Annotated in this window: 18 protein-coding genes; 9 read left to right on the top strand and 9 right to left on the bottom strand. The window is 54.5% G+C overall.

Going from position 1 to position 26,979, the window contains the following annotated elements:
- Positions 1-7: 7 nt before the first annotated feature.
- The 4 genes from C5Y83_RS00245 to C5Y83_RS00230 all read right to left on the bottom strand — a co-directional run bounded on the left by C5Y83_RS00245 (position 8) and on the right by C5Y83_RS00230 (position 6,610).
- Entirely contained in the window at positions 8-1,090 is a 1,083-nt protein-coding gene (locus C5Y83_RS00245) for a hypothetical protein (RefSeq protein WP_105327641.1), read from the bottom strand.
- A 183-nt stretch (positions 1,091-1,273) separates the two neighbouring features.
- Positions 1,274-3,058, bottom strand: a complete 1,785-nt coding sequence (gene ggt / locus C5Y83_RS00240) for a gamma-glutamyltransferase (RefSeq protein WP_105327640.1) — start codon at positions 3,056-3,058, stop codon at positions 1,274-1,276.
- A gap of 39 nt (positions 3,059-3,097) precedes the next feature.
- The gene (locus C5Y83_RS00235) at positions 3,098-4,876 is read right to left on the bottom strand and encodes a Na+/H+ antiporter NhaC family protein (protein ID WP_199194944.1); all 1,779 of its coding nucleotides are present in this window, start codon (positions 4,874-4,876) and stop codon (positions 3,098-3,100) included.
- A gap of 366 nt (positions 4,877-5,242) precedes the next feature.
- Positions 5,243-6,610: a sigma-54-dependent transcriptional regulator gene (locus C5Y83_RS00230; RefSeq protein WP_105327639.1), complete on the bottom strand. Its 1,368-nt coding sequence runs from the start codon at positions 6,608-6,610 to the stop codon at positions 5,243-5,245.
- 78 nt (positions 6,611-6,688) lie between these two features.
- Between C5Y83_RS00230 and C5Y83_RS00225 the strand changes: the two genes are divergently transcribed.
- From C5Y83_RS00225 to C5Y83_RS00215, 3 genes are all read left to right on the top strand, one after another.
- Positions 6,689-7,204, top strand: a complete 516-nt coding sequence (locus tag C5Y83_RS00225; RefSeq protein ID WP_199194943.1) for a VOC family protein — start codon at positions 6,689-6,691, stop codon at positions 7,202-7,204.
- A gap of 100 nt (positions 7,205-7,304) precedes the next feature.
- Complete coding sequence (locus C5Y83_RS00220; protein WP_105327638.1) at positions 7,305-8,417, top strand: DUF1611 domain-containing protein; 1,113 nt, start codon at positions 7,305-7,307, stop codon at positions 8,415-8,417.
- On the top strand, positions 8,414-9,442 hold the full coding sequence (locus tag C5Y83_RS00215) for a dipeptide epimerase (protein ID WP_105327637.1): 1,029 nt from the start codon (positions 8,414-8,416) through the stop codon (positions 9,440-9,442). Before C5Y83_RS00220 ends, C5Y83_RS00215 begins: the two co-directional genes overlap by 4 nt.
- A 24-nt stretch (positions 9,443-9,466) precedes the next feature.
- On the opposite strand, the gene C5Y83_RS00210 is transcribed toward C5Y83_RS00215, so the two are convergent.
- From C5Y83_RS00210 to C5Y83_RS00200, 3 genes are all read right to left on the bottom strand, one after another.
- On the bottom strand, positions 9,467-10,189 hold the full coding sequence (locus tag C5Y83_RS00210; protein WP_105327636.1) for a hypothetical protein: 723 nt from the start codon (positions 10,187-10,189) through the stop codon (positions 9,467-9,469).
- Between the two features lie 86 nt (positions 10,190-10,275).
- Entirely contained in the window at positions 10,276-11,070 is a 795-nt protein-coding gene (locus tag C5Y83_RS00205; protein WP_105327635.1) for a BPL-N domain-containing protein, read from the bottom strand.
- A 78-nt stretch (positions 11,071-11,148) separates the two neighbouring features.
- Positions 11,149-12,426, bottom strand: a complete 1,278-nt coding sequence (locus C5Y83_RS00200; RefSeq protein ID WP_105327634.1) for a carcinine hydrolase/isopenicillin-N N-acyltransferase family protein — start codon at positions 12,424-12,426, stop codon at positions 11,149-11,151.
- Between the two features lie 340 nt (positions 12,427-12,766).
- Between C5Y83_RS00200 and C5Y83_RS00195 the strand changes: the two genes are divergently transcribed.
- Together C5Y83_RS00195 and C5Y83_RS00190 are read left to right on the top strand one after the other, a co-directional pair.
- Positions 12,767-13,963, top strand: a complete 1,197-nt coding sequence (locus C5Y83_RS00195; protein ID WP_105327633.1) for a xylose operon transcription regulator XylR — start codon at positions 12,767-12,769, stop codon at positions 13,961-13,963.
- 280 nt (positions 13,964-14,243) lie between these two features.
- Positions 14,244-15,224 (top strand): DUF1559 domain-containing protein, encoded by a 981-nt coding sequence (locus tag C5Y83_RS00190; protein WP_105327632.1) that lies wholly within the window; start codon positions 14,244-14,246, stop codon positions 15,222-15,224.
- A gap of 184 nt (positions 15,225-15,408) precedes the next feature.
- On the opposite strand, the gene C5Y83_RS30090 is transcribed toward C5Y83_RS00190, so the two are convergent.
- On the bottom strand, positions 15,409-15,594 hold the full coding sequence (locus tag C5Y83_RS30090; RefSeq protein WP_409994574.1) for a hypothetical protein: 186 nt from the start codon (positions 15,592-15,594) through the stop codon (positions 15,409-15,411).
- Between C5Y83_RS30090 and C5Y83_RS30085 the strand changes: the two genes are divergently transcribed.
- Positions 15,577-15,816, top strand: a complete 240-nt coding sequence (locus tag C5Y83_RS30085) for a hypothetical protein (RefSeq protein WP_409994573.1) — start codon at positions 15,577-15,579, stop codon at positions 15,814-15,816. The genes C5Y83_RS30090 and C5Y83_RS30085 overlap by 18 nt on opposite strands.
- A gap of 400 nt (positions 15,817-16,216) precedes the next feature.
- Positions 16,217-17,206 (top strand): DUF1559 domain-containing protein, encoded by a 990-nt coding sequence (locus C5Y83_RS00180; RefSeq protein ID WP_105327630.1) that lies wholly within the window; start codon positions 16,217-16,219, stop codon positions 17,204-17,206.
- 95 nt (positions 17,207-17,301) lie between these two features.
- Here C5Y83_RS00180 and C5Y83_RS00175 read toward each other — a convergent pair whose 3' ends face one another.
- Positions 17,302-21,162, bottom strand: coding sequence for a DUF6797 domain-containing protein (locus C5Y83_RS00175; RefSeq protein ID WP_105327629.1), 3,861 nt, complete (start codon positions 21,160-21,162; stop codon positions 17,302-17,304).
- Between the two features lie 305 nt (positions 21,163-21,467).
- Here C5Y83_RS00175 and C5Y83_RS00170 point away from each other — a divergent pair, with 305 nt between their 5' ends.
- A complete protein-coding gene (locus C5Y83_RS00170; RefSeq protein ID WP_105327628.1) occupies positions 21,468-25,556 on the top strand; it encodes a DUF1553 domain-containing protein in 4,089 nt (1,362 codons plus the stop codon).
- Positions 25,546-26,979, top strand: coding sequence for a DUF1501 domain-containing protein (locus tag C5Y83_RS00165; protein WP_105327627.1), 1,434 nt, complete (start codon positions 25,546-25,548; stop codon positions 26,977-26,979). Before C5Y83_RS00170 ends, C5Y83_RS00165 begins: the two co-directional genes overlap by 11 nt.

The following is a 26,979-nucleotide window of genomic DNA, read 5'->3' as shown; positions in this document are numbered from 1 at the left end:
CGTTCGGCTAATCTGCCTTTTCGATGGTTAGCGAATACTTCACGTCGCTGGCCGGGTTACTGGCGAAGTCGTTGTCGTTATCGTTGATTTGCAGCAAGATATGATCGTAATCCTGCTTTGCCGTCCAAGTGAACGGACGCGTGCTGGTCTCGGCGGGAACGAGTGTCAAAGTTACGACTTCCGTTTCGTTGCGAAACTCGCAGATGGCCAAACGGCATTTATCACCACCACCGATATTCACGGCATCAGGCGATTCGGTCGCCAGTCGTCCCCAGGCCTTCCACTTGCCGCTGATATAGCTCAGCTTTAGCTTGTCGCCTTGCTTCAGTGGACCCACCATATACCCAACCGGTGATTGCGATTTGATGGTCACTTCCTTGGTTTCCGCAGACGTCGAACCGCCCGTCGTCGAAGGGAGATTGAAAGGATCAACTGGATCGGGACCCGTTCCGCCGACTGGTCGCAAGTCCGTCGCCGGAACCCAACGCGACTTGGGGATTCCAGCCACCTTGTACTGGACGAAATAGGTGTTGTTTGAGGGGCGAACCGCCGCGATGTTGCCTTGGTGCCAGGAATCGTCCTGCCTGACTTCTACCGACTGACCTTGCTTAAAAGTCTGTTCTGCCAAGGTTGGGTCTGGAATGTTTGCCGACGTGTCCTCGTCGTCGCTAGCCATCTCAGGCTCGTTGGACGGTCCGAAGAAATCATCGGGAGGAACGCGATCGTCAGGTTCATCAACCGGAGTCATCCCAGCGGGGGCTGGCCGCGGATCGGTTGATGCGGCACTTGGTGCAGGACCTTCACCTGCCAGATAACTAAGATACTGCTGATCTTGCTGTCCTAGGTATTTCACCGGAAGCGTGATCTCGAATCCCTTGGTTGTCTTGAAGAGCACGTAGTCGCCAGCACGATGCAAGGCACGGCCCGAAAACACCAAACTACCCCCTTTGCCTCTCCAGGTATGCGAAGACTGGGAGGGTGGATAATGGTAAACCGACGGCCCCTGAGCACGAAGCGATGCGATAAGCAAGTTGCAAGTCACGACCGCCGTTATGCCGAGCGTGACTAAGTTGCGACGATAGTTCAACATCCTCTCCGTACTCGCAAAACAACGACAATTTAGGGCGAGAGACCAACAAGTGAGTCAAAAGAGCATCACCACGTAGGGAAGATGCCCTCTCGAGTCAGGGTCGATGGCTTTAGTTTACACCCGACGGGCGATCGTTTCTTCGCCATTGGGGGGCCATCGGCCACTTTTTTGTATATGGCGTTATTACTCTACGGCCAGAGCCGAGCTACCACGACGCCAATCACCAACGCCTTTGGCGGTCCCGGTTTCGGTATCGATGATGATCCCTTGGGCGCATCCCTGGCGGCCACGTCCTGGATCGATGGTGTAGCCGCGGGCCTTCAGATCAGCTTCCATCTTGGTGAAGACGCCATCGTCCAGTTTCTCGAAGCGAATTTCGTCCGGGTACCACTGGTGGTGGAAGCGCGGACCATCGATAGCTTCTTCCAAGGTACGATTCAGAATGAGCGTCTGAACCAGGATTTCGGTCACCGTGTTGATGATCGTGCGTCCCCCTGGGCTGCCGATCAGCAGGTATGGTTTCCCATCCTTCAGAACGATGGTCGGCGACATCGAGCTCAGCATTCGCTTACCAGGTGCCAATCGATTTGCTTTCGTCCCAATCTTGCCTTCGGGATTGGTGTAGTCGGGATACCAGTTGAAGTCACCCATTTCATTGTTCAGCAGGAATCCAGTCCCCTTAACCACAATTCGGCAACCGAACGTCCCTTCCAGGGTGTAAGTGCTGCTGACCGCGACGCCATCCTTATCGACAATCGAAAAATGGGTCGTTTGCGGGCTTTCGTAGGGACCTTCGGAGATCGGAATGTCGCCTGCGATTTCGAGGCTGGTCGATGCCTTGTAAGGATCGATTGTCTTAGCCAACTCTTCGGCATGCTTTTTGGTGATGAGGTGCTCGGGAATCGAAACATAGTCAGGATCTCCCAGCCAAGCAGCTCGCTCGCGAAATCCGCGTCGCATTGCTTCGGTTAGTAGATGAACTTGCTGAGCGGTCCAGTAATCTTTTTGATCGATCGGAAAATCGAGTGCCTCGATGATTTGCATTTGAATCAGTACAGTCGTTCCGCCGGAAGAAGGAGGTGAGGCACCGCAGATCGTGTAGGGACCATACTCGCCTTGGATGGCATGTTGAACCTTTGCCGTGTAATCCTTGAGATCTTGCTTGGTCATCAAGCCGCCGCCACGTTCCATTTCGTCGACAATCTTGTCGGCGATCGGTCCCTCGTAAAACGCTTTCGGTCCTTCGTCCGCAATCAGGGTCAACGAAACTGCCAGGTCGGACTGGACCAGCCGATCCCCAGCTCGCCACGGTCGACCTTCCGGATTGCCATACACGTGGCGAAGTTCCGCAAAGCGTTCGCCATTCTGAATGTAACCAAGCAGCAACACCGAGTTGAGCGAGTAAGCCAGGTAAGCATCGACCTCTAAACCATCACGTGATGCCACGATCGATGGTTCCAGCAGATCCTTCCAGGGAAGTTTGCCATACTTCTCGTGGGCAAGAGCTAGACCACGAACCGTACCGGGGACGCCAGCCATGTAAACATGGTGATGTTCTTTCCATTTGTCGAAGCTATATTCGTTGACCGCTGCCGGGGCTTTCTCGCGGTAGCTGACGCACACGACGTCTTGCTCGGGCTGGGCGATCATCATGAAGCCACCACCTCCGATGTTACCTGCCTCTGGCCAACTCACTTGCAAAGCAAACGAGACGGCGACAGCCGCATCAACCGCGTTCCCGCCTTTGGCCAAAATGCCTTTGCCGACCTCGGAGGCAAACTTCGTGTCAGTAACGACAATCCCTTGCTTCCCCTCGGCAACCTTGACCGGTTCGCGCGGTGGTCGCGGGTTGACCTCCTGAGCGCTTAAACCACGCGGTTTGACGAGCAGGGTGAGACAAACCAATGAAAACAGAATGGCAACTCGGCCAAGCGGACGAGCGTAAAGGGTCTCGTAGTAATTCGACATACGAATATTCTTCACTTCCAAGGAAAGCTAAAAACGGTTTCAACAGAATAGTAGCGTGACTGTTGTCCAGCAGACCACTGCGAGCACCGCGGCCGCCGTTGCTGGCACAATTTGCGTTAGCACATGATCCATTAAGTCGGCCCCTGACGTCATCGCACTCAGGACCGTGGTGTCGGAGATGGGAGAGCACTGATCACCAAATACGCTACCATTGAGCACACAGGCAAAGCAAATCGAGAGGTAAAGCGACTCATTCGCAAGGTCCTGCGATTGAGCGAGCGACGCAGCAAGCGGCATCGCCAAAGGAAACGCGACGGCAAACGTTCCGAAGCTCGTTCCCGTCGAGAATGAGATCGCCACGGCCAGTACAAACAAGATCATTGGTAAAGACCAATAAGGCAACGAACTACCTAATTGTTCCACCAGGTACATGCCACCACCAATCGCCTGGGTGATGTTCCCCAGGGTTAACGCCAGCATTAAGATGACGGAAGCAAAGACGACGCTTTGCAGTCCTGTGCTGACGCCAGCCATCAAATCATGAAGCGACATTCCGCGGATCAGCGCGATCCCACCTGCGACGATTAACGCCACGGTGAATCCTAGCAGGACTTGAGGAGGCGTATCTTCCAATAGAAGGTAACTTCCGACCGCAATGCCTGTAAGCAGGACCAGTGGTAAGACAAAGTCGAACGCATGTGGCTGGTAGTGCGGGGCGACCTTCTGCGAAGCGGGCTCGACGAATGCGAGTGGTTCACTGCCAGGTCGATCGAGTTGTCCGGTTGTCCGCGCGCGATGGATCGCCTGTCGGAACCGCTTCCCTAAGTAGGGTGCCAAATCGAGTGACAACAGAAACGTACCCAAGACTGCGAAAATCGCGTAGAAGCTAAACGGAAGCGAAGAGAAGAAGAACTTGACGCGATCGGACTCACTAGCCAAATACGCAATCCCTGGCACGTAGATCAAACTTTGAATGTAAGTCGGCCACGCATTAAAGGCAATTAGTACTGCGATGGGCGACGCGGTCGAGTCGACGATATAGGAGAGCTCTTCGTGGCTCACGCGCTGCTGGTCGGAGATCGGACGAACGGCTGTCCCGACTAGCACGGTGCTGATCGTTCCTCCCTGAAAGAACAACACACCCAGAAACCAGGCCACCAGTTTCGCCGAACGTGGGCCGCGAACAAAGTGCTTTGTGGTCCATTCCGCGAAGGCTTGCGCGGTCCCTGTGCGAGCCCATATACCGAGCAAGCCGCCCAGCAGCCACAGGTAAAGAATGAGAATGGTCGCGGCTTTCACCGAGGCCAGCGAAGGCAGCAGTACCTCTTGCGTATAGTCATATTTCTGCAGAATTAACGCACCGCTTACCGTCCCCAATAGGAGCGATGTTAGTGGTTCTCGGAAAATCCAGCACGAGGTAATCGCGACGACTGCTGGCAGTAGTGACCAGATTCCATAGTGTGCATTAGCGGTCAACTGCGAGTAGATCGATTCCCCGTTGGGTTCCACTTCGCGTACGACTAGCTCCTTCACCTCTGGCGCCGTTCCCTCTTGGCGATGTTTCTCGAAGTCAGCGGGCGTAAGCCCTGAATCCTTCTCAAAAACTACTTGAGAAGGATCCTTCACCGTTTGGGAGTCGATCGTGTACTTCTTAACCACCCAGGTCGGAGAGACGTAAAGGCCAACTAGCGTGGAGACCGCGAGGATCACGCCTAAAAGCGCAAAAAAGGCGATGCGATTTCTCACCGGAGTCATCGCTCCGGAGGCATCTTCAATTACGTCGTTAGGCTCTTGGTGGGCCGAGTCGGAGGAAGTCAAGGAGTCAATTCCCAGGCGGCGTTGGTTGGAATCGCACGTCGATGTCGCATCAAGGATGTCTTCTCTTCGCGTAGGTCTCACCTGGCATTAAGCAAGCACAATGCCGAAGGGAAGCTGGTGCGATCGAAATCAATATAAAGCTGCGGAATTCATCTCCGCACTGCAAGGAACGTAGGATCGATTGCGGAAAGTGGAGATTGTCACCGCGACTAAGTGGAAACCCGCTTCCGTGTTGGTACGTTGGTGTGATGAGTTTTCGTCAACGTGTTGACAACCATGTTGTGGATTCGTCAACATTCCGCGTAGGTCCGTTTCGCTGAATGATGCGGATTCACTCGGCGGCGAAAATTTTTGGGAAATTGATCATTACTCCGAACTCGAGGTAAGCCCATGCCGCTTGGCAAGGCGATAGAACTGTCCCCGATCCATACCTGCTAATCGTGCCCCTTCGGCCATGTTCCCCCCGGCATCCTGAATCGCTTTGAGCAGATAGTCTCGCTCGAACTGATCGCGAGCCTCGCGGAACGGCAATCGTTCGGAAGCCATATCTTTCGGAGCCAAGGCAGGCTTCGCATTTCGTTTCAGCACATGCGCCGGCAAGTCGGTCACCTCGATCCGAGGCGTCTGGTGCAACACGGCCAACTGCTCGGCAAAGTTCTGCAATTCACGCACATTTCCTGGCCAATGATACTGACGTAACGCTTCGACCGCCGACGGTGTAAAGGTCGGTGGCTGCTTACCTTCCGGCGCGAACTGATTGATGAAGTGTTGAGCCAGAATACCAATATCCCCCGGTCGATCTCGCAAAGGGGGAAGCTCGATCGAGATCACATTCAAGCGATAATATAGATCCGATCGAAACCGCCCAGCTTCGACTTCTTTCAGCAAGTCGCGGTTCGTCGCTGAGACAAGACGGGCCTGGCTGTACATGTCGTTGCCGCCGCCCACACGGGTGAACTTTCCGCTATCGAGGACATGGAGCAACTTCGATTGCAACTCGAAGCTTAGTTCACCGATTTCGTCGAGAAAGATGGTTCCTTTCCCCGCAGACTCAAAGCGACCGATCCGCTTTTTCGAGGCACCGGTAAACGCACCTTCCTCGTGCCCAAAAAGTTCGCTTTCGAGCAAGCTGGCGGGAATTGCCGCGCAATTGACTTCGATGTACGGCTCTTGAGCTCGGCGGCTTTGCTGGTGGATTGCGTGAGCGAGAAGTTGCTTGCCACAACCTGTTTCCCCCAGGATGAGAACACGGCTGTCGGAGGGTGCAATGGTCTTCACTTTTTCGAAGATCGCACTCATCTGCGAATCACCGGAAATCATTCGGGCTAGAGACTTTGGACGTTGTGGCTCACGAGGCGCATGGTCGGCGAGGATACGACGAACACGGGCTACGAGTTCGGTCTTTTCGACCGGTTTGGTAAGGTAATCCGCGACGCCCAACCGCGCTGCTTCGATCGCGGATTGATCGGTGCCGAAGCCGGTGATCATGATGATGGGAACCCGACAGCCCGCCCCACGAATCCGGCGGATGATCTCGAATCCCCCTAACTCGGCGATTACCAAAGTCGTAATGACCAAATCAAACTCGCCTCGGATGATCTGAGCGATCGCTTCCAGCGGGCTAAGCATTGATTGTGCATCGAGCTCCTCGGCGCGCAGTGTTGAAACAATCTCCTCGCAAAACGAGGGGATATCATCAATAAACAAGATTCTCTGACGCTGGCTGTTGGTCATTCCGCGGTCCTAAACTCGTTCTCCGGATGGCTCGCGCACCGATCCGGTACGATTCTTGCATAACGGGGGAGCAACCGAATGCCAAGTGGTCTTCGACGCTTCTCGGGAGAAGCCACGTACGTTTCGCCCCTTTACGCAAAGAAATTCAAAGAAATGACCGCCACCCCCACGACCAGACTGAGCCCGTTTCACTTGGCCGTGCAAGTCCACGATCTGGCCGCAGCCCGTGACTTCTATGGCGGCCTGCTTGGCTGTTCGGAAGGACGCAGTACCAGCACATGGGTCGATTTTGATTTCTTCGGCCATCAATTTGTCTGCCATCTAAACACCAACAAGTCGGCCCATTCGATCCACTACAACGAAGTAGACGGTCACGGTGTTCCTGTACCGCACTTTGGCGTTGTTTTGGATATGGAAAGCTGGGAAACGCTCGCTACCCAGCTCAAGGAGAAAGGAGTCGAATTTGTCATCGCTCCATATATCCGATTTGCTGGCGAGCCCGGCGAACAAGGCACGATGTTCTTCTTTGATCCTTCGGGTAATCCGATCGAGATCAAAGGATTCTCCGATATGAGCCGACTCTTCGCCAAATAGCCGCGCAGCGAGATACGGGACATCCTCCTGCTGCCATGATTGATCAATATGTCTCAAATTTACACTTACCATTCTACTTCCCAGGAACCGGCTCACTCCTATGAGCACCACGGATCAAGCTTCCACCGCAACTCCCAGTTCACAACCCAAGACGAATACTCCCTTGGATTTGACTTCCTACCACCGCATCGTGGTCCTGACGGAAGGTCATTCGACCCCTTTCTCGGCCAAGACTGCCATCGGACTGCTTCGCTTTCGCGGCGAAGATGTCGTCGCCTTGCTCGACAGTCAGGCGCCGGCTCGTACCACCGGCGAGTGCTTGGGGCACGGTGGCGACACCCCGATGGTGTCTTCGCTGAGTCAAGTCGATCAGCCTGATGCGTTGTTCATCGGCATTTCGCCTCCTGGAGGACGATTGCCTGCCGCGATGCGCAATGCCATTCACGAAGCCGTGCATGCAGGCATCGATGTCGTTTCCGGCTTGCACGATCACATGATCGAGGACGAGGAACTTGTTGCGATTGCGAATAAGACCGGTGCTAAGCTGATTGACGTCCGACGAAATCGATTTCGCGACACAGCTAAGCACGCCACATTTCCAGCCCATTCGGTTCGAGTGCATACGGTGGGCCATGACTGTTCGGTCGGCAAAATGTTCACGGCTTTGGAGATCGAACGAGAATTGCTGCGGCGAAACGAGAATGCTCGGTTCCTCGCAACGGGTCAAACCGGCATCATGATCTCCGGCCGTGGGATTCCGATCGACTCGGTCGTCTCCGACTTCGTGAATGGATCGATCGAAAACATGATTCTCGACAACTCGGAATTCGATTATTTGTTGATCGAAGGGCAGGGCAGTGCTGTCCACCCGGCCTTCTCGGCGGTGACCGTCGGCTTGCTGCATGGTTGCGCGCCACACGGCCTCATTCTGTGCTACGAGGCAACTCGCGAAACGACGAAGGGATTGGATCATGTGCCCCTCAAGTCGTTGTCAGAGCTTTGCACGCTGTACGAGATGTTAGCCTCGGCGAGAAATCCTTGCCAAGTGATTGGTGTTGCGTTGAACGGTCGTCGCATCACGCCTGAGGAAGCCGAGGTCGAGAAGGCGCGAGTCGCCGAGGAACTTGGTCTGCCCGTTTGCGATGTGTATCGTGACGGGCCGGGCGTACTGGCGGATGCCGTGATCGAGCTGGGAAAGAAGGTGCGAGCGTGAGATTGGATATCCATCAGGTCAAGCTCCCCCTGCGCCGGGTGTTCGCGATTTCGCGAGGAGCGATTACCGAACAGGAAAGCGTTATCGTAGAACTGCACGACCAGGGACGCGTTGGTCTGGGCGAAGCCGTCAAAAGTAGTTACTACCGTCATGATGCGGCCACAATCTCTTCTTCACTTGAACGGATTGTTCCGGAATTGGCAGACTACGAGTTCACCACGCCAGAAGCACTATGGAACCATTTCGCGCCGCTGCTGGACGATAACTATTTCGCTTTATCCGCGCTCGATCAAGCTGCCCACGACTTATATGGAAAGTTGAATTCCAGTTCGGTCTATCAGCGAAACGGTTTATCGTGGCGGAACGTGCCTCAATCAAGCGTAACGATTTCTATTGGCCCCATGGACGAAGTCCTGCGGGAGGTTGAAAGCTACGCCGACTGGCCGATCCTGAAGGTCAAATTGGGTACGCCGAACGATCTGGAAATTGTCGAGGCGCTGCGGCAGAACACCGATGCGATGCTCCGCGTTGACGCGAACTGTGCCTGGACGGTCGTGGAGACCATTCGTAATTCAATCACCCTGGCCGAACTAGGAGTCGAGTTCATCGAGCAGCCGCTGCCAGCCGACGCGCCCGTCCAGTCGAAACGTGTCGTCTTCGAGGAGTCGGCGTTGCCAATCATCGCAGACGAAAGCTGTCAACGAGAACATCACGTTCGGGAATGCGACGGCCTGTTTCACGGGATTAACGTCAAGTTATGCAAGTGCGGTGGTTTGACCCCTGCTTTTCGTATGTTGCGAGAGGCCAACGTTCGCGGGCTGAAGACCATGGCTGGTTGCATGATCGAATCAGATGTCGCGATTTCAGCCGCGGCCCAGTTGGTCCCCCTTTTGGATTATGCCGACTTGGATGGGGCATTCCTTCTGGCAAGCCAGCCTGCCGATGGGGTCAAGCTTAACCAGGGTAACTTCACCCGCCCCGAAGGGTATGGGTGTGGTGTCACTTGGGATGCGAGCCTGGTGTAACGCATGCTGTGAGATCGCTCCCAATTATTCAGCGACGATCGGTGACTGACCTGAGTCATCAGATCGCGCTGGATGATGTGGTTCAGGTGTGTCGCTCATCCGAACATTGCGTACCCAAGTGCTGGCTCGAAACGCGTTGAGGAAGTCACCGGAAACGGCGCGACATCCATCCTCGCAAACCTCGTGGTATTTGGGATGCGGTAAAATGCCAGAGTCGATCGTTTGTCGACCGCCAAAGGTTTCGCGGCGGCAACTCAGGAAGTAGGAAAGGTGTGGTTCCTGAACATCCTGTTCCCAGTCCACCGTCCATGCGGGCAGCAGATCATATGCGGACTCACGAATCTGGAGCGATTGGAAAGCATCGATATCCAACTGAAACTCAACCCCGTTGAACCAGTCGTCCTTGGAAACGCGTGCGTTCAGAACGCCGTATCCACCTTGGCGGTGATCGACACCGTAGATGCCACGTCCGCGCGGGCTCATTACGTATTCGTAGATTCGTCTTGCACCGAGGACTACCACCGGACGCGCACAACGCACCACTTCATCCGAGAACGAGCGGCGGGCCGACATCAAGTTGATCAAGCTTCCATATCCCACGAATGAGATTCGGGAGTTCGGTTCTGGAAACAACTCGGCCAAGTCCCAAGGATAATGATGCTCTTTGGCACGTGCGGCCAGACAAGGAAGCGATATGCGCGCAACGTGGTCCAGCGTCTGCAGGTCAAAGGGGCGATGGAAAATCAAAGGCAAAGTCCTACCGAAGCGAGTCGAGCATGACGCCCTAGGCAAGAATGCCTTGGGCTGAGTGACGAGTAAATGCGTGACGGAAACTAGTTTTTCGGCGCCGAACCTGCCCAACGAACCCCTTCGATCATCAGGGAATGAGGTCCACTGTCTTTCTCGGGATGCGGGCTGAAACAGATTACGCGGCCTTCACCAAACTTCGTCCTGACGATCGCATGCGTTCCGACCATAGCACCTTCGGGAGCGCCCTTTTTGGCGATCTCGGTGCCATACGAGGCCAAGACTTCGTAACCTGGTAAGTCTGGCTGATTGTCAGGGACCAGCAACGGCCCTTGACCATAGTAACACTCTAGCTGGCTCTTGTCGGTCTTCAACAGTTCGCATCCGCTCTTGGAGAATTCAAGTTCAATCGTTCCGGTTCCCCGATTCCAGTGCGAACGATCCCAGACCTTGGCGTTCAAGATTCCCAGCGACCAAGGATAGTGCGAGGAAGCCAAATAAGACCCAGCACAGATGCCGACGTACGAACCCCCTGAGGAGACGTAGTTGCGAATGTTCTCTCGGCCTTGTTCTTCTAGCATCGACGATTGTTTGCTGCCGGAACCCCCAGGCATGATCAGTACGTCATAATCCTTAAGCACGCCATCGCGAATGTCTTGCGGCGTAACCATTGTCGTTTCGAAACCGGTATCAGGTACCAAGATCTTTTGCAGATTCTTCCAGCCCGCTGATTCGCCGTTGGAGTGATCGTAAACTGCAACGCGAATCAATTGCGTCGAATTCGCTTTCTGGGCGAACGTGACCGATGGCGAGGCCATCGCCAAGATGGCGAGGATAAGGCCGATGCAAAGTAGCCGTATGGCTGACCGAGTGATCTTCATCGATATAAGAACCTTCTCAGGTGGATACACGGGGGGGAAGTCAATTCGTTTGCGAACGCGTCAACTGGCAGGCAGTGGTTAGAACGCAGGAGCCTGTGGAGCGGGTAGCGTGAGCGCCGCTTCCTTAGATTCCAAAAATTCCTTTTCCATAGCTCGCATCGCGGCTTCCGCCGCTTTCTCTTGTAGGTTCCTTACCTCTTCCAGCGAGACGCCCTCTGCTACCCAGCGTTCCTTCGCAGCGAGGGTAAGTTCCATGAGGAGATCTTCCACTTTCCACAGGTCGACCCAAATTCCTGGCATTGCGGCGCTGTAGATAGCGTCTTTGTCGGAAGTCATGTTCCAATCTCGTAGCGAAATGGCAATTTCACCGATCTCGCCTCCTTGCTCATCTGCCAGGTCATCCGCTACCGAGCCGATCGAGAATGCAGGAACCGCGATGGAAAACTTCGGATCTCCCAGCATCGTCCACATTGTGGTTAGTTTCGGATCCTCGCCCGGCTTCACCCCATGAAACACGGCGGCCGAGACGGTGGTGGTGCGGCTGATAGTATTCTTGGTCGAAATCACTTCTGGCAAGCTTCCCGCCGAACCATTGATGGAACCTGGGTATGGCTTGCCGCTTGGATCGCTCAAATCACGAGCGCAATTCCGGATGACCTCTTGCAGTGAAATAACTTGATCCTCGCGGCAAGCTTCCAACGTTCGGCAAGCGCAAAGGTAACGGTCGCCGGAGTAGATATTAGTAAGTTGATCGCGTGCTGGATTCGCACTGAGTTTTTGAGCAGTCGTCGCGAAGTTCGATCGAACGATATAGCCGTTGGGGGCAACTTTGGGATCGTTGGCATCGAAGAGAGTGAACGACTTTGGACCGGTCTCGAACAAAGCAGCGCCACCTTGGGCATCGATCACGCCATAGTTCGCCACGGTAGAGCGACCCGTTTTGTTGGTCTTCTCGAGCAGCTTCTGAAAGTCCTCGACGGTGGCACATGTCTGTAAGGCCATTCGCATGGTTGTCCCGTTGCCGGGCCCTGAGGAACCTTCGACGGCCAGGTCTTTACTCAGCGAGTTTTCAATGCAGAAACCTGCCTCGTTGACCCCCATCCAAACCGTTTTCCGTTGGCCTGCATTGACCACCGCAATCGCCTTGAACTTACCCCCTTCAATGACGGCAACTTCGTTATGGCGATCCGAGCTCGTATCGCGGTTTTTCCACAGAATTGGACGGCCATCGAGGGTCGCCTTGCCGCTAATCACTGCGGTCGTGCAGGCCTGCAATTCAGTGGTGACCGTCGTGGTTGATGCCAGTGCGAGGGCAAGAAGCGTAAGGGGAATTTGCCAACTTGAACGGGACTTCATGGTTGGTCCTTGAAGCGAAGGAAAACAGGGGCAGGCAACGCGGGACACGCTTCAAATGCCTTAAAAGTGGGCATCTCTGCAATGTCCTAAGCACAACTATCTCTGGTCGCTCGGGTAGTCGCAATGTCCTTCTGCGCAGAAAAATGTTCGATTTTTCCGGGTGCGACGCGATGAGTCCGACTTTAATAGGGTTACCCACCTTCGGGCAAACGAATGGCCTCTCACGGCGGTTGAATTGGTCCATTAGTTGCATATTGAGGTAGCGCTTTTAGTTGCGAGCGACGAAAAAGTCCCTCCGGCGGAGACTAAGAGACACCAGACCCTGCAAGAGAAGCCAACCATGATTAAGCGGATTTCCGCCTACCCAGATCGCCTCCGTATTGCCCTCCTGATTCTAAACGAAAGCCATTGGAGCCGAAGCATCATGGATGGCATTGCTCGATTTGCGGCCGAGCATGGTGGGTGGGATTTCTGGCTGCATCCGCGTGGCGTCAAAACACCACCTTCCCTTCCCACCGATTGGCAAGGGCAGGGGGTCATCTCACGTATTTCGGACGAACCGCTCCGGCAATCCATCGCCAAACACAACTTGCCGACGATTAATGTCTCGTGGCATGGCGTCCATAGCCATCGCTTTCCTAAGGTGATTGCCGATCCGCAAGCAGCTGGCCGATTGGCAGGGGAGTTTTTCGTCAATCGCGGCTTCGAGCACATCGGCTATATCGGCCCACCGCTCTACTACAGTTACCAAGATGCTGTCCTGCCCGAACTGGTTACGGCAGCGGAGAATGCCGGTTGCCGCACCTATCAGTTTGCTCCTGATCCTGCCGTGCCACAGCCAGACTTTGATTTCCAGCGAGATCGCTTGGTGCAATGGGTTCGGACTCTCCCGAAACCGGTGGGTATTGTGGCGTGGAACACGATTCAGGCGCGTGAGATCATGCTCACATGTAGCGCCGAAGGTATTAACGTCCCCAACGATGTGGCTGTTCTGGCCGTCGAGAATGATCCGCTGGTATCGAAGCTTTCGCCGATGCCGATCTCGTACATCGAGCAGCGTGTCGAACAGGTCGGATACGAGTCGGCAAAAGAACTGCATCGCCTGATTTCCGGAGGCAAGCCACGCCATACGCCACTTTTGGTGGCACCTGAAGGAATCGTTGAGAAAGCCTCGACCGACACGGTCTTTGCGGCCGACACACTCGTTCAGGATGCCGTAGCGTTTATTAAGCGAAACTGTGATGTCGCAATCAGTGTTTCGGATTTGACGCGTCACTTGGACGTCTCACGACGTTCCTTAGAAGAACGCTTTCGTAAAGTTCTTAAGCGTTCTCCGGCCGAGGAAATCCGTTTTGCTCGGGTGAAGGTACTGAAGGATATTCTCAAGCAAACTGATCTGACCTTGGCCGAGATCAGTCAACAGGCGGGCTTCAGCTGCGAGAACGCCATGCTCCGTTTCTTCAAACGAATGACGGGCTTAACACCGGGCGAATTCCGCAGAAATCACCCTCAAGATCTTCTGCACGATGGTCAATGAACCATGCTTTCCGGATTGTTCAACTTCTCTATGAACGGGTTAATTGAATCGGCCGTTAATCATTGGACACCTCGCAATCGGGTGAGAAATTCGGTGTCTGACGGGCACCAGATGATCGCTTAATTCAATCTGCAAAATCGGTTAATGATTTTGCGCGAACGTCTCTAGGGGCATGATAGCAAACGGTCTATCCTTGCATTCAGGAAGGCAGATCGGATGTCTTGCTTTCCAAGCGGTATCATCTGTTGACCCTTCATAACACCAAAATTAAAGAGACTTTATGGAAACAAGTATCGGGTCTTCTCGTCGAGGTTTTACCCTTGTCGAACTATTGGTCGTGATTGCCATCATTGGCGTGTTGATCGCTTTGTTGCTTCCGGCCGTTCAACAAGCCCGCGAAGCTGCTCGCCGTATGCAGTGTTCCAACAACTTGAAACAGATTGGGCTCGCTCTTCACACTTATCACGACGTGCATAACGCTTTCCCTGCTGGTTTCTGGCGTCAAACGCCGTACACGATTTCAACCTTCGCCGGTCCCGGCTGGGGCTGGGGCGCCGCGATTCTTCCGCAGATCGAACAGAACGCCCGCTTCGAAGCCTTGAACATTTCCAACGGTGCTTACACCTCGGATGATGTCGCGGTCTTGCAGTACTCGCAGCCGCTCATTTCTGGATATCGCTGCCCAAGTGCTCCTGGCAAAGACGTAAATGATGTGATGGTGTCCGGCAGTGCTACGTATTCGCATGGCTTGTCGACCTATAAAGGGGTATTCGGCGATCTGAATACGCAAGCAACCTACAGCGGTAATCCTGACGGTTGCACAAGAGCACAAGGTAGCTGTGTCGATGGCGGAAACGGAATGTTCTCGCCCAATAGCAGTGTCAAGATGCGAGATGTTACTGATGGGACAACTAATACGGTGATGGTCGGCGAGGTTGCTTTCGGACCAAATGGTACCAAAGACAACTCCGGCAATCCCATCAGTTACCTCGGGGCGGTCTGGATTGGCGTGACACCTAGTGGGGCATCCAGTAACGTCGCAACATTCCAAACATTGCGTGGCGTGATCGCCAGTGGTGCGACCAGCCGCGAATACATTATCAACGGTACTAACGCACGATCATTCAGCTCACATCATCCTGGTGGTGCTCAGTTCGTCTTAAGCGATGGAAGCGCTCGCTTCTTTTCGGCCACCATCGATCAAGTGATGATCAACCGGATTTCCGCCCGCAACGATGGGCAAGTCCTGGAGTCCTTGTAAGCCGGTTCCTGATGTTTATCTTCAGCCAGACTCGGGCGTTTGTAGTATTCGAGTCTGGCTCCTTTTGAAGCTCAAACGACACAGACTTGAGAGATCTTCTATGCCTGCCAATTTCCACCAAGCCAGAGTCGTCGCTTTTATGACTAGCTTTAAGACGTGGATTCGTTCTCTTTTATTGATTGCCTTATTGATCGCCGTCGGATGTTCGTATGGTGGTCCGAGCTATTCGCTTTCGCCTGCTTCCGGTACCGTCAGTATGGATGGCAAACCTGTCGCAAATGCTGTTGTGGTGTTTCATTCCGAATCGGCTCCGATTGCCTCGGCAATAACCGATTCCAGTGGTCAATTCCAATTGGCAACGGGAACTCATGGCGAAGGAATAGCCATCGGTGATTTCCTAGTTCAGATCAGCTCGAACGCCGAAACGAAAGACAGCTCTGGGAAAGCGATCTCCATCCCGATTGTCTATTCCGAGAATGGTGTTGAAGTCGTCAAGATCGCTCAAGGGGGTGAGAACTCGTTTGCCTTCAATCTGAAAAGCAGACCGAAATCAGGCGACTATCTCTCAAATAACCCGCTCGCGGAACCGTAATCGCAAGTGGCAAGAACTCGCCAGCGCAGACTAAATCCGACGATTCAGTGAGGTAGGGCTTCGTTCATTAAACGCTTCTGGTCTACGACCAGCCAACACGTACTCTTCGACCTTCCGTCGACGAGTTGTTTAATCAACCAAGCCTGGCAGAGCAGCCGCTACGATCCCCCGTAGCGGCTGTTTCTGTGGGGAAGTGCGTTGTCAATTATCATCCCAAAACGAAGCAGTTCGAGCTGTCAGGACAATTCCGCAAATTGGGGTAATTCCTTTGCGCAAACTTCCCTTTTGATTAAGGAACTCAATCACTACGGTAGAGAACATGCCCAAGAGTCGTACGAGGCACCCGGGCATCCGACTTCATCTTTCCTACCGTAACGGCGTATACCCCGAGAGGACTCAAATGAGTACACGACCCGTCACCCGGCCGCGAAACGAGCGAAACGGCTTCACCCTCGTCGAACTCTTGGTCGTGATTGCGATCATCGGCGTTTTGATCGCTTTGCTTTTACCTGCGGTTCAACAAGCTCGCGAGGCAGCTCGCCGGAACCAATGTGCCAACAATCTCAAGCAACAGGGATTGGCCATGCACAACTATCACGACGTTCACGGTAGCTTCCCTGCTGGATTCTATCGCCGCACTCCTTACGGCACTTACTCGACGCTCTCGGGACCTGGCTGGGGCTGGGGGGCGATGATCTTGCCGCAGATCGAACAGAACAATCGGTACGAAGCTTTGCAAGTCAACACACGTTTCTGTTCGGATGACGCCGATATCTTGCAGTACTCGCAGCCGTTAATCGAAACATATCGCTGCCCGAGTGCTCCTGGCGACAACTTGAATCCTGAGTTCAAGAATGCCTCTTCGGAACCATCGCACGGATTATCGACGTATAAAGGTGTCTTTGGCGACAAGAACACGCAGTACAATTACTCCGACGACGATTGTGCTTACTATGCTGGAAGCTGCGTAAACGGCGGAAATGGTATGTTCTCGGCAAACAGCTCGACTAAGTTTCGCGATGTGACCGACGGAACGACCAACACGGTCATGATTGGCGAAGTTCCATTCGGCCAAAACGGAACTCGCAATTCCTCCGGTGACCTGATTCATTATCGCGGTGCCGTTTGGGTTGGCGTGACCCTGGGCGGAGCCAGCAGTAACGTGGCCACCCATCAGACTCTGCGCGGCGTGACGGCAAGTGGAAGCCAGAGCGGCGTCTACACGATCAACGGAACCAACTCGTACAGCTTTGGTTCGCATCACCCGGGCGGTGCCCAGTTCGTGCTCAGCGATGGTAGTGTACGCTACTTCAGCGACACCATGGACAGCGTTTCGATTAATCGCATCGCAGACAAAGGGGATGGCCAGGTCATTTCGGGTGATTTGTAATCGTCCCGTAGATGATATCTCCTTACCGTCTCGCTCGGCCGCTCGGGATCAAGACTGCCCTCTTGATTCCAGCGGTCGGCAGGCGTTAAAACCGCTTACCGCGGTTTGTCCGCTTGATTCTTTGCCGGGATCTTATGAACCGTGGCGAATAATTCTTCCGTGAAGAGCTTCCCCTCGGCGTCCTTCAATTGCATCTCAAGCCGTAATTGATCGCACACATCCAGTCCAGGAATGTGCAGACGCACGGTCTTCGCGTCCACGATCTCGACCGACTCGATTGTCAGTGGATCGTGCCCACGCTGTTGAGGACGACGGACCGAAAACTGATCCGATCCGTAACGAGCCGACCAGAGGTAGTTCCACATCTCGGCTGACCAACTTTCGGGATTAGCAGCCGAAGCTGGCTCGAACTCAAAGCTGAAGGTCAATTCCACGCCGTCCGGCGTGACCTTGAAGTTATCGACGATCGAGCATGGTTCACCCGTATATCGAAGCCGCTGCAGGCAGCCATCTTTTCCGCCGTTGGGTCCTTGCCAGCCTGATAGACCTGTGCCATAAAGCTGCCCGTCGTGCGGATTCACTCGGAGTCGCATCACACCGGCATCCCACTGGTGCGGAAGGGCCACAATCGAGGCTTGCATCGTATCATCAATCTCTTGTAGTGACATGTAATAGAGCCACCCTTTTCCGAAGGAGGAGTGGATCAATCTACCCGCAAGAGGACCGAACCGTGGATCATCGACCCAGACCTGACCTCCGCACGAGCTATCGAGTTCTTGCGGCGTCCAAATGATCGGTTCGTCGAACGTGTCCGGCAGTTTTCCTCCATGTTTCGCCGTCAACCACTTTCGTTGTTCGTCGTTGATGGGCATGTTGCCCATAAAACTGTCTTTTCGAATCAACGAGATCTTGCCAGCGGGCATCCAAGGACCTTGGTTGTCTGAGACCGTAAATCGATCGTCTTTCAGTTTGCCCATTCCGTTCGGCGTACGCAGCCCCCAAGCAAAGACCTCGGCATGGCCACCTTCCGGCGGAATCTTCATGATGGTTCCTGGTCGATGGTGCTGCGTGTATTGACCTGCTTTCGCGAAGTAGAAGTTTCCTTCCGAGTCGGTCTGCAAATCGAAATTGTAGGCATGAAACATGGATGAAACGTCGTCGTCGTTCCAAAACGCCTCGACGAAGTCTGCTTCTCCATTGCCATCGAAGTCATGCATCCGTTTGAGGCCATCACGACAGGTGACGTAAATCGTTCCATCAATGACCCGTACTCCGAACGGTTCGAAAAGACCGGAAGCAAAGCGTTTCCAAGTCACTTTTTCGAGCGTTTGGTCGATCCCGCTCACGATGTAGATATCGCCGCCATGAGTTGTCACCACCGCGCGACCATCGTCATAGAAGTCGAGTGCGCTGGTCCGGATCCAAGCGTTCCAGGGGTTATCGAATGGGATCGGAATGGTATCAAGGGCGTAACCGTTGATCGGTTCACCCAGTTGGCCGGTTACCTCTAAAACTTGGGGCCAGCGTGTGGGCCCACCTTCGGTCCACTGTTTCAAGTCCGCGACCGGCTGCTCGGCCGCGGTTGCCTTGGTGTATGCCTCGAAGTGTTCCAAGTCGCCGAGGGAATCGCACGCCGCACGGGTGATTCGTACGAGTCGTGGACGATCTCCGGCAGGTATTCTTAGTACGGCTCGCCCATCGCTGGTCGACTCCCACGTCAGATCCTTCGTGTCTCCTGTGATGGAAGCGGCCACAAAAACGCCGTCGAACGCTAGTAAGCCATCATTCTTCTTTCCTCGGTTTGATACGGCAATTTGCGTCGGAGGTGGCTGCCATGTGAACAGGCTATCTTCTTCGATGGGAGCCGTGTCTGGCTTAATCGCGGCGATTTGTTCCCCAGAGAGGGCCTTGTCGAGGATCTGCAATGTACCGAGTTCACCGACATAGTCTCCACCAAAATTGGTTGCAGTCGCCCCGATCTTGAGCACGTGGTCCTTCACAGGTGGTCTTCGGAATCTATTCCGCGATGCCTCCAGCTTTCCGTCCAAGTACAACCGCGTTTGTTCCCTTTCGACTACAAGGGCCGCAACGTGCCATCGATTGTCGGTCACCAGAGTTTTTCCTACGATCGCACCCACCCAACCGATGTCGTAAACCAAACGCTTGCCGCGGATAAACAAGGTCTTCCCTTCGGGCGTCCATTTCCCTTCCGGTGGGGCCGAGGCGATCAGTGTGCCCTCCTGATCGGTCTTGAAGCGGACCAAAATAGTGCGTCCTGGCGTTCCCAAGTCAAAATTACGAGCGGATGATCCTTTGACGACAAGTAACGGCTCGTTCTTCATAGAAGGAGGACGTCGCTGGACATCCGGCTTGCCGTAAATCACACTCATTCCGTGAGGCTCGGTATCGACTTGCCGCGTGTCGGTAAGCAGATGAGGAATAGAAACGGGTGGTGTTGGCAACGTGTCCAATCGCCCTACGCTCAGCTTCAGTGGTTCATCGCCAGGCTCGATTCGCAGCGTATGAGAAATCGTCGCTAAGGTACCCGCTTCCTCTCCGGCGATCGACTCCAGGATCTGCCGGTTTCCAATCTTATAGCTGAGAATGGCGCGACCGTTGTAAAGATAGTGACCTTGGTACGTTGCCAGGTCAGCATTCACCGGGCCGCGAGGCGGTTTGGCCTCTGCAGTGATCTCGAACGAATCCCCCAATACCCATTGCCAGTCGGTCAATCCATATAGAATATCGCCGTCGATCTTCGGCATCTGCTCGCCACGCTGGCGGTAATGCTGCGTCTGAGAAAGATCGAGAAAGCCACCTTTCCACGCCCCGGCCAAGCGCATGCGGTGCAGGTCGTAGCCAACGGTGATCTCGTCGTTCAAGCGAAACGTTAACGCGTTATTGACGCTACTACCTATCTGCGATCCCAACACGGGCCCAAAATCGCGATCACCCGATTCACTCCAATCGCCCGAATCCGTCCCTTTCGGCAATCCGGCCAAGTATTCGGCCGTTGCCTCTTGATATTCAGGATTACGTTCCTTCATCATTTCTTCGCGGATGAATCCTACAACCTGGTAGCGTTCGCGGGGCGAAAGATGCTGCATCGGTGCCATCAAACCGGCACCGCGTGTTAGCGTGAGGAACATCGAATAGGGATCGGCTCCGAATTTTAACTTATCCTTGCCGAAAGCGCGCGCGGTAGGCAACTTGGGAGTATTGCCGTCTTCGCCATGGCAGTTAATGCAGTACCCCATATAGATATTGCGACCAGCACGAAGATCGCTTTCTCCTAGCGAGCTTAGAATTCCAGCGTGATCGAGGCCAATCGAGTCGTCTTTCACGAGCAGTTCCTCAGCGCTCGGACGAAGTTGCTGGGCACGCTTTGCCCCGCCGTGGGCGACTTCGCTTACGTAGCGAACCAAATCATAAAACTCCTTTTCGTTTCGCAGCGAAGCGACCAAACCATCCGGCATCAGCGACTTGTCAGTCTGAGCCATTTCTTCGATCGCGGCCTGATCGATCTTAGTTTCCTTGCTGATGTCATTAGCATCTCGGAGCACGATTTGCTTGTCGGTTTTCGATTGAACCAACCCTACATGGAGCCGACCGTCGTCGGTTAAGATCGAAAACGTCTCGTATCCCTTACGAATCGTCTTGGAAGGATGCAGAATCGCATCCACGATGTACGCGTCGGTCGCATCCTTGCCAAGTTCCGTTAGCTTAGGCCCCAGCGATAGGGACTGGTCCCCTGGTTCATGGCACTTCGCACAAGCAGCGGCCGATTTGAAAAAGACGAGCGCACCACTTTTGGGGTTACCACGCAGGCGAGCACGAGCAGCCAATGTGGTACTATCGACTTCTCTCAATTGCGTTTCTAGGTCTTGCGACATCGCAACGGAGGCAAACAGGAGCAAACCGCACATAGGCAGCAGACGACGGAGAGAATCATTCATGGATTAGGCACACCGAGTGGAGGCGCGAAGTGGGCGAACATCGCAGGAGGAAGAGAAGCAAAGTGCAATATGGCGCACATCGGCAGGTTCGTGTTGTTGTACTCTTTTCCGCAGGGAAAATGCAACCTTTTACTCGGGAAAGCGGTGCTTCCGCCGAATTCAATTGACACACGGGTCCCATTCATCATACTCTTGAGTTAACTCCTTTCCCCGCCTTCCTTTCGAGTTATTCCTCCCCTCCATTCTTCTTCCGTTAGTCGCGTGGAGTACCAGTCCACCGCTGACACAACCGACGGAGACGACGTGTGTCTTTGTTTGTGCGATCGTTCTTGACTGCATGCTTCCTTTCGCTCGGCGTCAATCCGCTGTATGCGGTTGATACGGCTAGGGAGAAGCAGATCGAGTTTTTCGAGGCGAAGATCCGCCCGGTCTTAATCGAAAGCTGCTACGAGTGCCACAACTCGCACAACACGGCCGAAGGTGATTTCGCCGTTGATTATCGACAGGCGCTTCTCAATGGCGGCGAAAACGGCACGGTTCTGGTTCCTGGCAAGCCTGAACAAAGCAGACTCCTGGCGATCCTAAAGCACGAAGTCCCCGGGATGGAAATGCCGCAGGGCGGACCAAAGCTCGATGATGCTGTGCTGAAAGACTTTCAGACCTGGATCGCTGGTGGCGCGATCGATCCCCGCGACGAGCCCCCCTCTGCCGAAGAGGCGTCGGCTGCTACCTCATGGCCAGAGGTGCTGAAGCGCAGAAAGGCGTGGTGGAGTTTTCAACCTGTCAATTCACCGACAGTTCCTGCGTCGGACGATCCTCAGTGGAATGGTAATCCGATCGACCGTTTTGTGCATCGCCAGCACAAAACACACAATCTTGAGCCTGCCGAATTGGCCTCGGCCGAGGTATTGGTCCGGAGGCTGTACTTTAACTTAACCGGACTGCCTCCCTCCGCTGAGGAAGTCCAACAGTGGACGAGCCGATTGGAAGCCGCGTCAGGCGAGGAGCGAGATGCCGCCTACCAACAACTGGTCGATTCGCTGTTGGAAAGTCCTCACTTCGGCGAGCGTTGGGCACGGCATTGGATGGACTGGACACGCTACGCCGAATCACACGGCAGTGAAGGGGATCCCGAGATCGAGAATGCCTGGCTCTACCGCGATTACTTGATTCGAGCTTTGAACGAAGATGTAAAGGTTGATCAACTGATCCGCGAGCACATTGCTGGGGACCTTTTGCCAGAGCCACGTATTAACAATGCACTGGGGATCAACGAATCGCTGATCGGTACCGCGCATTGGCGAATGGTGTTTCATGGATTCTCACCGACCGACGTCCTGGACGAGCGGGTTCGTTTTACGGACGATCAAATCAACTGTTTCTCCAAGGCATTCCTCGGGTTGACCGTCTCGTGTGCACGTTGTCACGATCACAAGTTCGATGCGATCAGTCAGGCGGACTATTATTCTCTCTTTGGAATTCTTGCCACTTGCCGTCCTGGTCGTGAAGCCATCGAGTTGCCCGAACGACTTAACGCACGCAAACCAGATCTAACGCAGCTCAAGAAAGATATCCGCAAATCGCTGGCAACAGACTGGCAGATGTCGCTTGAAAAGGTCTCCCCTCAACTTCGCAAACTCGCGGCAGATCCGCCCGATAAGACAAAGCCTCAATCACCTTGGCTTGCCCTCCAAACGATCCAAACCGAACTCGCCGATGGTCACACCTTCGCGGATAGCTGGAAGAGGGTGGAGGCCGATTGGCAGCGGAAACGAGACGAACTGAAGCAGTTCGACGCCGCCGAACTTGAGACCAAATGGAATCTCGCCCATTCTGAAGCGTATGCCACTTGGTACACACGCGGTGCTGGGCTTCCAGACGAACCGAACCGCGCAGGATTCTTCGCCATCGAGCCAAACGGAAACCGAGCTCTGAAGGGAATCTATCCTTCTGGCGTCTACTCGCATGGCATCTCTGACAAACTTCCCGCACGATTGATGTCGCGCGACTTCCCTCTGAAGCCCCATGGGGAAGTCTGGGTACAAGCGATCGGCGACGGCGCATCGCAATTCCGCTACGTTGTGCAAGATTATCCTCGGAGTGGCACAATTCAACCGGTCCGTCGACTTGCCCCAAACTGGCAGTGGATTCGCTTCGATGTCGATTACTGGTCGGGAGACACAATCCACCTGGAAGTCGCCGCGGCACGTGATGCGCCGTTATTGGTTCAAGACCCGGAACGATCCTGGTTTGGCATTCGCCGTGCGATGATCCGTTATCCCGATCAACCCGCGCCACCGGACTGTCCTGAGTGGATTCCCGCACTCCTGTCCGCAACGCAGCAGCAGATGCCGCAATCACTTGATGACCTGATCGCCTGTTACGAACAAGCCATCCAAAAAGCCGTACAAGACTGGCAAGAAGATCGCTTGAGTGATGCACAGGCCGTGCTGCTTGAGGCCTGCCTGAGTGATGGATTCTTGGCGAATCAACTCGCTGAACTGACGAAAACACAATCGTTGATAGAGCGTTATCGCCAGTTGGAAGCGGAGATTCCTGTGGCCACTCGCATTCCTACACTCGATGAATCCCACGGTGCAGACCATGCTTTGTACATTCGCGGCGACCATAAGAAGCCAGGCGATATCATTCCCCGGCACTTCCTCGACGCCATCGATACCACGCCGTATGCGACCGAGCAAAGTGGTCGCTTGCAACTCGCGGCTGATGTCCTTCGCGATGACAATCCGTTGACGCGGCGGGTGATGGTGAATCGGATTTGGCATCATCTGATGGGTCAAGGAATTGTCCGCACGCCAGATAATCTCGGAAAGATGGGAGACAAACCCAGCGATCCGGAACTGCTCGACTGGTTGGCCACACACTTCGCGAACCAAGGTTGGTCACTCAAACAGCAAGTTCGGGAGATCGTTCTGTCGCGAACCTGGCAATTGGCATCGAGCGCGACACCAGAGCAGTTACAAAAAGATCCCGAGAACCGCTATCTGGCCCGAGCCAACGTTCGTCGCATGGAGGCCGAGGCCATCCGCGATTGGCTATTGTCGGTTTCTGGTCAACTCGATCACACTTCCTTCGGACCACCGGTTAGCGACCAAATGCCACGGAGAAGTATTTACGTGCGTGTGATTCGCAACGACTTGAATCCACTGCTTCGCGTTTTCGATTTTCCCGAGCCCTTCAGCACGGTCGGGCGGCGTGATGTCACCAACGTACCCGCGCAGTCGCTAACTCTTTTGAACGATCCTCTAGTCGAAGCATATGCCGACAACTGGGCGAACCAAATCGCCACGGATCGTGAACTCCCCACGGACGAGGCCCGTATTCAACGCATGTTCGCGACGGCCTTCGGACGCGCAGCGACTTCCGAGGAGATTGCCCGCAGCGAAGCCTACTTGTCTCTGATTCGCAAGCGTTCTGCCTCCGCTCGGCAGCAACAATTGGCCTTGCGTGAGGAAGTTTACTCTCTGACTCGCCAACTTTCGCAGCTTAAGCAACCAATTCGAGCGAAACTGGAAGACGCACGGCAGATCGAACGGACCACTTTGCCTGCCGATGCGGTAAAACCGATCGCCAAGTGGGATTTCGCAAAGTCGACGAAAGATCAAATCGGTTCCGCTGATGGAACTTTGGTCGGCGGTGCCACGGTAGATGGGGACGCACTGGTGCTCAGCAATCAAGGTTATCTGGTGACCGCTCCCCTCCAGCAAAACCTCACAGCCAAAACCTTGGAAGCGTGGGTTCAGCTCGATAACTTAACGCAGCGCGGCGGCGGCGTGATGAGCGTGCAACTTCCTAACGGTAATGTGTTCGACGCAATCGTTTTCGGAGAACAGCAAGCAGGTCATTGGCTGGCAGGAAGTAACAGTTTCGTCCGAACGCAAACGTTCTCGGGGTTAACGGAAGCCGAAGCAACGGAGCGGCCTGTCCATGTGGCGATCGTTTATCGCGCGGATGGACGAATCATCGGCTATCGCGACGGCGTTGCCTACGGCAAAGCATATCAAAGTAGCGGTCCCTTTCCTTTCACCTCGGGCAATACGGTCGTCACGCTCGGGCTTCGTCATTTGCCAGGTACTGGCAATCGCTTTCTTTCGGGTAAGGTCTTCCAAGCTCAGCTTTATGATCGTGCGCTAACCGACGAACAGATCGCTCAAACTGCCCGCCTTGGACCGACCGGAGTTACCGAGCGAAAAGTCTTGGAAGCAATGGACATTGAGACGCGTCAAAAAGCAGAGCAATTGGAAGAGAAGATCGCTACCCTTAACTGGCAGTTCGAGAAGGTTGATGTCATTGATACCGCCGATGACCTCCTACCTTGGAAAGAACTTGCCCGCGCGTTGGTCACTTTCAAGGAGTTCATCTATGTACGGTAACTTCTCACGGCGAACGCTGCTCCGTAAAGTTTCTGCAGGCTTTGGCGCGACCGCCCTAGCCGGTCTTATACACGAGTCGGCTACCGCGGAATCGTTAGGTCTTCCCGCTGGCGCGGCGCTTTCCGCTACGCACCACCCCGCTAAAGCGAAGCGGGTTATTTTCTGCTTCATGTCAGGCGGCGTGTCGCACGTTGATTCTTTCGACCCCAAGCCAAAGCTTCGTGAACTGGACGGTAAGCCGATGCCAGTTCAGGTTCAGCGTACGCAGTTCAATAACGACGGCAACGTTATGGGAAGTCCGTTCGCTTTTCGCAACTACGGCGAGAGCGGCATCCCCGTGAGCAATATGTTTCCGAAAATTGGACAAGTGGTCGACGAGTTGGCCGTGATCCGCTCGATGACCACGAAGGTGAACGAGCACGCCCAAGGCAACTTCGCTTTGCACACCGGTTTTCCGTTTATGGGTTATCCCAGTGCCGGAGCGTGGTGTGCCTACGGCTTAGGGAATGAAACGGCCGACCTGCCTGGTTATGTTGTCCTGCAAAGTGGTGGAGCCACCGCTCCACATGGTGGCGTTAGCCTGTTCAGTAACGGCTTTCTTCCCGCCCAACATCAAGGTTCGATCCTGCAGGCCGATCAATCCCCAGCGATACGCAATATCACGCCAACGACTTTGCCAGACATTCAAAAACAGCGAATGGCATTCGCCCAGTCGTTCGACCAAGAGTTTCTTGATACAACCTCGCAGGACGTGCAAGTCGAAGCCGCGATCAAGAATTACGAAACCGCTTTTCGAATGCAAACCGCGGTTCCGGAATTGTGTGACATCGGTGGCGAAACGGCCGAGACGCAGGCGTTATACGGACTTGATTCCGATCAGCCTCAAACGGCAGCTTACGGCCGGCAATGCCTGCTAGCGCGCCGTCTGATTGAACGTGGTGTTCGCTTTGTAGAACTGTCATGCTTGCCACAAACGCCCGGAGGTGGTCAAGCTGCGAATCCGTGGGATCAGCATGGCGGCTTAGAAGCGGGGCACCGCAACATGTCCGCTCAGGTCGATCAACCCATTGCTGGTCTGATTACCGACTTGAAGCGACGCGGCTTACTGGACGAAACGTTGGTTGTCTGGGCAGGCGAATTCGGTCGCACACCATTCTCGCAAGGTTCTAATGGCCGCGATCACAATCCGTTTGGCTTTAGCGTCTGGATGGCAGGTGGAGGAATCAAGGGAGGCACTATTTATGGTGCTACAGATGAACTCGGCTATTATGCGATCGAAGATGTCTGCAATATCTACGATCTCTGGGCGACAGTGCTGCATCTGCTCGGCGTTGACCACGAACGTCTCACCTACCGCTACGGCGGCCGCGACTTCCGCCTGACCGATGTGCATGGAAACATCCTGCACCCGATTCTGGCTTAG

The sequence above is a fragment of the Blastopirellula marina genome (assembly GCF_002967765.1).
GTDB classification, from domain to species: Bacteria; Planctomycetota; Planctomycetia; order Pirellulales; family Pirellulaceae; genus Bremerella; species Bremerella marina_A.
This window is presented reverse-complemented; position numbering and strand designations above follow the sequence as displayed.

What these genes read in the sequence shown, in the direction of transcription:
- C5Y83_RS00245 (WP_105327641.1), bottom strand. Translation starts at nt 1,090, where the DNA reads ATGTTGAACTATCGTCGCAACTTAGTCACGCTCGGCATAACGGCGGTC.
- ggt (WP_105327640.1), bottom strand. Translation starts at nt 3,058, where the DNA reads ATGTCGAATTACTACGAGACCCTTTACGCTCGTCCGCTTGGCCGAGTT.
- C5Y83_RS00230 (WP_105327639.1), bottom strand. Translation starts at nt 6,610, where the DNA reads ATGACCAACAGCCAGCGTCAGAGAATCTTGTTTATTGATGATATCCCC.
- C5Y83_RS00225 (WP_199194943.1), top strand. Translation starts at nt 6,689, where the DNA reads ATGCCAAGTGGTCTTCGACGCTTCTCGGGAGAAGCCACGTACGTTTCG.
- C5Y83_RS00220 (WP_105327638.1), top strand. Translation starts at nt 7,305, where the DNA reads ATGAGCACCACGGATCAAGCTTCCACCGCAACTCCCAGTTCACAACCC.
- C5Y83_RS00205 (WP_105327635.1), bottom strand. Translation starts at nt 11,070, where the DNA reads ATGAAGATCACTCGGTCAGCCATACGGCTACTTTGCATCGGCCTTATC.
- C5Y83_RS00200 (WP_105327634.1), bottom strand. Translation starts at nt 12,426, where the DNA reads ATGAAGTCCCGTTCAAGTTGGCAAATTCCCCTTACGCTTCTTGCCCTC.
- C5Y83_RS00195 (WP_105327633.1), top strand. Translation starts at nt 12,767, where the DNA reads ATGATTAAGCGGATTTCCGCCTACCCAGATCGCCTCCGTATTGCCCTC.
- C5Y83_RS00190 (WP_105327632.1), top strand. Translation starts at nt 14,244, where the DNA reads ATGGAAACAAGTATCGGGTCTTCTCGTCGAGGTTTTACCCTTGTCGAA.
- C5Y83_RS30090 (WP_409994574.1), bottom strand. Translation starts at nt 15,594, where the DNA reads ATGAGTTCCCGTTGCCAATTGGAATTGACCACTGGAATCGGTTATTGC.
- C5Y83_RS00180 (WP_105327630.1), top strand. Translation starts at nt 16,217, where the DNA reads ATGAGTACACGACCCGTCACCCGGCCGCGAAACGAGCGAAACGGCTTC.
- C5Y83_RS00175 (WP_105327629.1), bottom strand. Translation starts at nt 21,162, where the DNA reads ATGAATGATTCTCTCCGTCGTCTGCTGCCTATGTGCGGTTTGCTCCTG.
- C5Y83_RS00165 (WP_105327627.1), top strand. Translation starts at nt 25,546, where the DNA reads ATGTACGGTAACTTCTCACGGCGAACGCTGCTCCGTAAAGTTTCTGCA.